Below are 5,192 nucleotides of genomic sequence, written 5' to 3'. Positions count from 1 at the left end.
CACAAAGACAAACGCCTTCCCGGATGGGAAGGCGTTTGAGGGATAAAGCCCCTGGCGGTGACCTACTCTTGCATGAGAATTCACACTACCATCGGCGCAGCTGCGTTTCACTTCCGAGTTCGGGATGGGATCGGGTGGGGCCACAGCGCTATAGCCGCCAGGGAAGGGGTGGGAACAGCGCAGGGTATGCGCCAGTTCCGCAAAGGGGTAAACGAGTGACAAGCGTCGAGGTGAAATTGTTTTGAGATGTTTCGTTGAGACTAACGTCTCTTGCGAAGCGTCTTGGGGTTATATGGTCAAGCCTCACGGCTCATTAGTACGCGTAAGCTCAATGCATTGCTGCACTTCCACACCGCGCCTATCAACCACCTAGTCTTGATGGTGCCTTAAGGAGACTCGAAGTCTCGGGAGATCTCATCTTGAGGCGCGCTTCCCGCTTAGATGCTTTCAGCGGTTATCGCTTCCGTTCGTAGCTACCGGGCAATGCCATGGGCATGACAACCCGAACACCAGCGGAACGTCCACTCCGGTCCTCTCGTACTAGGAGCAGCCCCTCTCAAATCTCCAACGCCCACGACAGATAGGGACCGAACTGTCTCACGACGTTCTGAACCCAGCTCGCGTACCACTTTAAATGGCGAACAGCCATACCCTTGGGACCGGCTACAGCCCCAGGATGTGATGAGCCGACATCGAGGTGCCAAACACCGCCGTCGATATGAACTCTTGGGCGGTATCAGCCTGTTATCCCCGGAGTACCTTTTATCCGTTGAGCGATGGCCCTTCCATACAGAACCACCGGATCACTAAGACCTACTTTCGTACCTGCTTGATCCGTCGATCTCGCAGTCAAGCACGCTTATGCCTTTGCACACAGTGCGCGATGTCCGACCGCGCTGAGCGTACCTTCGTGCTCCTCCGTTACTCTTTGGGAGGAGACCGCCCCAGTCAAACTACCCACCATACACGGTCCCTGATCCGGATTACGGACCTAGGTTAGAACGTCAAGCACTTCAGGGTGGTATTTCAAGGATGGCTCCGCCGAAACTAGCGTCTCGGTTTCATAGCCTCCCACCTATCCTACACAGAAGAACTCAACGTTCAGTGTAAAGCTATAGTAAAGGTTCACGGGGTCTTTCCGTCTTGCCGCGGGAACGCTGCATCTTCACAGCGATTTCAATTTCACTGAGTCTCGGGTGGAGACAGCGCCGCTGTCGTTACGCCATTCGTGCAGGTCGGAACTTACCCGACAAGGAATTTCGCTACCTTAGGACCGTTATAGTTACGGCCGCCGTTTACTGGGGCTTCGATCAAGAGCTTCGCCTTGCGGCTGACCCCATCAATTAACCTTCCAGCACCGGGCAGGCGTCACACCCTATACGTCCACTTTCGTGTTTGCAGAGTGCTGTGTTTTTGATAAACAGTCGCAGCGGCCAGGTTACTGCGACCCTCTAACGCTCAGTCACGCATGTGACCACGTCGGAGGGCGCACCTTCTCCCGAAGTTACGGTGCCATTTTGCCTAGTTCCTTCACCCGAGTTCTCTCAAGCGCCTTGGGATTCTCACCCTGCCTACCAGTGTCGGTTTACGGTACGGTTTCTCTGTAGCTGAAGCTTAGTGGCTTTTCCTGGAAGCGTAGTATCAGTCACTTCGTCCAATAGGACTCGTCTCGGTGCTCGGCATAAAGAAGCGCGGATTTGCCTACGCTTCATGCCTACCGCCTTTCCCCGGGACAACCAACGCCCGGTAGACCTAACTTTCTCCGTCCCCACATCGCACTACAGACAAGTGCAGGAATATTAACCTGCTTCCCATCGACTACGCATTTCTGCCTCGCCTTAGGGGCCGACTCACCCTGCGCCGATGAACGTTGCGCGAGGAAACCTTGGGCTTTCGGCGTGGGGGCTTTTCACCCCCATTATCGTTACTCATGTCAGCATTCGCACTTCCGATACCTCCAGCAGACTTCTCAATCCACCTTCACAGGCTTACGGAACGCTCCTCTACCGCGCATTACAAAGTAATGCACCCCGAGCTTCGGTGTATCGCTTAGCCCCGTTAAATCTTCCGCGCAGACCGACTCGACCAGTGAGCTATTACGCTTTCTTTAAAGGGTGGCTGCTTCTAAGCCAACCTCCTGGCTGTCTATGCCTTTCCACATCGTTTTCCACTTAGCGATAACTTGGGGACCTTAGCTGCGGGTCTGGGTTGTTTCCCTTTTCACGACGGACGTTAGCACCCGCCGTGTGTCTCCCGTACATTCTGTCCTGGTATTCGGAGTTTGCCATGGTTTACTAAGCCGCGATGGCCCGCTAGCCATAACAGTGCTCTACCCCCAGGAAGATTCATACGAGGCGCTACCTAAATAGCTTTCGAGGAGAACCAGCTATCTCCGAGTTTGTTTAGCCTTTCACTCCTATCCTCAGCTCATCCCCATCTATTGCAACAGATGTGGGTTCGGTCCTCCAGTGCGTGTTACCGCACCTTCAACCTGGCCAAGGATAGATCACTCGGTTTCGGGTCTACTGCCAGAGACTATGCGCCCTATTCAGACTCGGTTTCCCTTCGCCTCCCCTATACGGTTAAGCTTGCCACTGACAGTAAGTCGCTGACCCATTATACAAAAGGTACGCAGTCACCCTTGCGGGCTTCCACTGCTTGTACGTATACGGTTTCAGGGTCTATTTCACTCCCCTCTCCGGGGTTCTTTTCGCCTTTCCCTCACGGTACTAGTTCGCTATCGGTCAGTCAGGAGTATTTAGCCTTGGAGGATGGTCCCCCCATATTCAGACAGGGTTTCTCGTGCCCCGCCTTACTCAATTTCATCTCTAATGCCCTTTCGCCTACGGGGCTATCACCCGCTATGGCCGGCCTTTCCAGCCAGCTCCCCGACACTTTTCGCAGGCTGCCACGTCCTTCATCGCCTCTGACTGCCAAGGCATCCACCGTATACGCTTAGTCGCTTGACCATATAACCCCAAGTCGCCTCAGGGCCGATAACCATCACTTACGAGGTGATAATCATCGTCTGTCCAAACAACGCGTTCGCTTAATTGCCTCAACGACACATCTCGATTCGGTTTCGAACCAAGACGCTTGTCACTCGTTTACATTTTCAAAGAACACAAGAGCGGCCACAATGCCGTCTCGTTTCTAAATCTTTTGTGTGCGCTGCCTTTATTTCACGTCGTGTCATGGTGGAGCCAGTCAGGATCGAACTGACGACCCCCTGCTTGCAAAGCAGGTGCTCTCCCAGCTGAGCTATGGCCCCGATGACGGTGGTGGGTCTGGGAGGACTCGAACCACCGGCCTCACCCTTATCAGGGGTGCGCTCTAACCACCTGAGCAGGTGTCTTGTGTGGACGTCTTGCGGGGAAAACTGATGTCGTTCTCGAAAGGAGGTGATCCAGCCGCACCTTCCGATACGGCTACCTTGTTACGACTTCACCCCAGTCATGAACCACTCCGTGGTCGTCGTCCCCCTTGCGGTTAGACTAACGGCTTCTGGAGCAACTCACTCCCATGGTGTGACGGGCGGTGTGTACAAGGCCCGGGAACGTATTCACCGCAGCATAGCTGATCTGCGATTACTAGCGATTCCGACTTCATGGAGTCGAGTTGCAGACTCCAATCCGGACTGGGATCGGCTTTCTGGGATTGGCTCCACCTCGCGGTATTGCAACCCTCTGTACCGACCATTGTAGTACGTGTGTAGCCCTGGCCGTAAGGGCCATGATGACTTGACGTCATCCCCACCTTCCTCCGGTTTGTCACCGGCAGTCTCCTTAGAGTTCCCACCATTACGTGCTGGCAACTAAGGACAAGGGTTGCGCTCGTTGCGGGACTTAACCCAACATCTCACGACACGAGCTGACGACAGCCATGCAGCACCTGTGTTCTGATTCCCGAAGGCACTCCCGCATCTCTGCAGGATTCCAGACATGTCAAGGCCAGGTAAGGTTCTTCGCGTTGCATCGAATTAAACCACATACTCCACCGCTTGTGCGGGCCCCCGTCAATTCCTTTGAGTTTCAGTCTTGCGACCGTACTCCCCAGGCGGCGAACTTAACGCGTTAGCTTCGACACTGATCTCCGAGTTGAGACCAACATCCAGTTCGCATCGTTTAGGGCGTGGACTACCAGGGTATCTAATCCTGTTTGCTCCCCACGCTTTCGTGCCTCAGCGTCAGTGTTGATCCAGATGGCCGCCTTCGCCACTGATGTTCCTCCCGATCTCTACGCATTTCACCGCTACACCGGGAATTCCACCATCCTCTATCACACTCTAGCTATCCAGTATCCATTGCCATTCCCAGGTTGAGCCCGGGGATTTCACAACAGACTTAAATAACCGCCTACGCACGCTTTACGCCCAGTAATTCCGATTAACGCTTGCACCCTTCGTATTACCGCGGCTGCTGGCACGAAGTTAGCCGGTGCTTATTCCTCAGGTACCGTCAGCCCCACCGGTTATTAGCCAGTAGTATTTCGCTCCTGATAAAAGTGCTTTACAACCCGAAGGCCTTCTTCACACACGCGGCATTGCTGGATCAGGCTTGCGCCCATTGTCCAATATTCCCCACTGCTGCCTCCCGTAGGAGTCTGGACCGTGTCTCAGTTCCAGTGTGGCTGATCATCCTCTCAGACCAGCTAGCGATCGTCGCCTTGGTAGGCCATTACCCTACCAACTAGCTAATCGCACATCGGTTCGTCCAACCGCGCGAGGCCTTTCGGTCCCCCGCTTTCTCCCRTAGGACGTATGCGGTATTAGCGTAAGTTTCCCTACGTTATCCCCCACGTTTGGGTAGATCCCGATGCATTACTCACCCGTCCGCCACTCGCCACCCACAGTATTGCTACTGCTGTGCTGCCGTTCGACTTGCATGTGTTAGGCATGCCGCCAGCGTTCAATCTGAGCCAGGATCAAACTCTTCACTTAAGTTTTCGACCTCATCCCTGCCGAAGCAGGAAGGCGATCTATCTTTCTGAAGCGTTGTTCCTAACCGTAAACGTCAAGCTTTTATACTTTGACTTTTATGTTAGGCGCTTGCATTTATTGGACATTCAATCGTCCGTCGCAAGACGCCCACACAAGTCACCTGCGCACACTGTCAAAGATCTCAATCACTTACCGAACGTTGCCGTTTCGGCGTTGGAACATTTCGTTCCGAGTGAGCCGCTCATCTTACATC

At 54.1% G+C, this 5,192-nt stretch carries 1 tRNA gene and 3 rRNA genes; all 4 read right to left on the bottom strand.

Features of this window, described 5'->3' with window-relative positions:
- Window positions 1-49: 49 nt before the first annotated feature.
- The 4 genes from rrf to AC1DMY_RS20775 all read right to left on the bottom strand — a co-directional run bounded on the left by rrf (window position 50) and on the right by AC1DMY_RS20775 (window position 4,939).
- Window positions 50-162: ribosomal RNA gene (rrf, locus tag AC1DMY_RS20790) — 5S ribosomal RNA — on the bottom strand.
- A gap of 130 nt (window positions 163-292) precedes the next feature.
- Window positions 293-2,969, bottom strand: a 23S ribosomal RNA gene (locus AC1DMY_RS20785).
- Window positions 2,970-3,195: 226 nt separating this feature from the next.
- A tRNA-Ala gene (locus AC1DMY_RS20780) sits at window positions 3,196-3,271 on the bottom strand.
- Window positions 3,272-3,394: 123 nt separating this feature from the next.
- Window positions 3,395-4,939: ribosomal RNA gene (locus AC1DMY_RS20775) — 16S ribosomal RNA — on the bottom strand.
- Together the 16S, 23S and 5S rRNA genes with 1 tRNA gene alongside form the textbook arrangement of a ribosomal RNA operon.
- Window positions 4,940-5,192: the final 253 nt, after the last annotated feature.

This window comes from Dyella sp. 01L423 (assembly GCF_056399945.1).
Note: the sequence above shows the minus strand (reverse complement) of the source record. Positions and strands in the feature narration are given on the sequence as shown.